The following is a 626-nucleotide window of genomic DNA, read 5'->3' as shown; positions in this document are numbered from 1 at the left end:
GGCATATCGCGCGAAGAAGTGTGCCGTCGGCGGCGGCCTGCAGGTGATCGCTGCCGGCGTATCCCGGCATGACGTGCGCATGATGAATGCGCTGCCGATCGAGGGGGAAGAGGCGACCCTCATCTGCGTAAAATATTGGCGTGCGTTCGAGGATATCAAGCTGGGCGATGCAACCGAGACGTCGTATGTCTATCTCTGCACGGCCATGAACATAACGCTCTGTCTTGCCGAAACGGGCATTGGCGAAGAGTACGTTCCGGAAATGATACCCGCCCTGGAGGCGATGGCGCGGGCGGCGGAACGGGGCGCCAGGACCGGCCAGTACCGGCTCGACGGGCCGGGCATGAACGCGGTGAGCAATGCGCTGGCGATTCATGAGGCGCAGTGCGCCGTTGCGACCCGCGAAGACCTGTTCGCCGCCGAAACGATGATCGCCGCGCGGATCGCCGCCGGCCAGGTCCACCAGACACCGGCCAAAACCCACCGGCGAGCGCCTGCAGGAGCTGGGTATGAAATTTCCTGAGAAAAATTCACGCAGCGAGCAGATCCTGACAGCGTTCCTCAAGGGGCCAATGACGATCTATCAGGGCGCAGAGGTGCATGGGGATTTCGTCACGCGCAAGCTG

General features: G+C 62.6%; 1 protein-coding gene. It reads left to right on the top strand.

Annotated elements, in window-relative coordinates; translation table 11 throughout:
* Window positions 1–523 (top strand): hypothetical protein (locus tag PO883_RS34735; protein ID WP_289313840.1); only part of this gene is annotated, 523 nt, incomplete at its 5' end.
* Window positions 524–626: the final 103 nt, after the last annotated feature.

The sequence above is a fragment of the Massilia sp. DJPM01 genome, from assembly GCF_030348125.1.
Classification (GTDB): Bacteria; Pseudomonadota; Gammaproteobacteria; order Burkholderiales; family Burkholderiaceae_D; genus Telluria_A; species Telluria_A frigida.
This window is presented reverse-complemented; position numbering and strand designations above follow the sequence as displayed.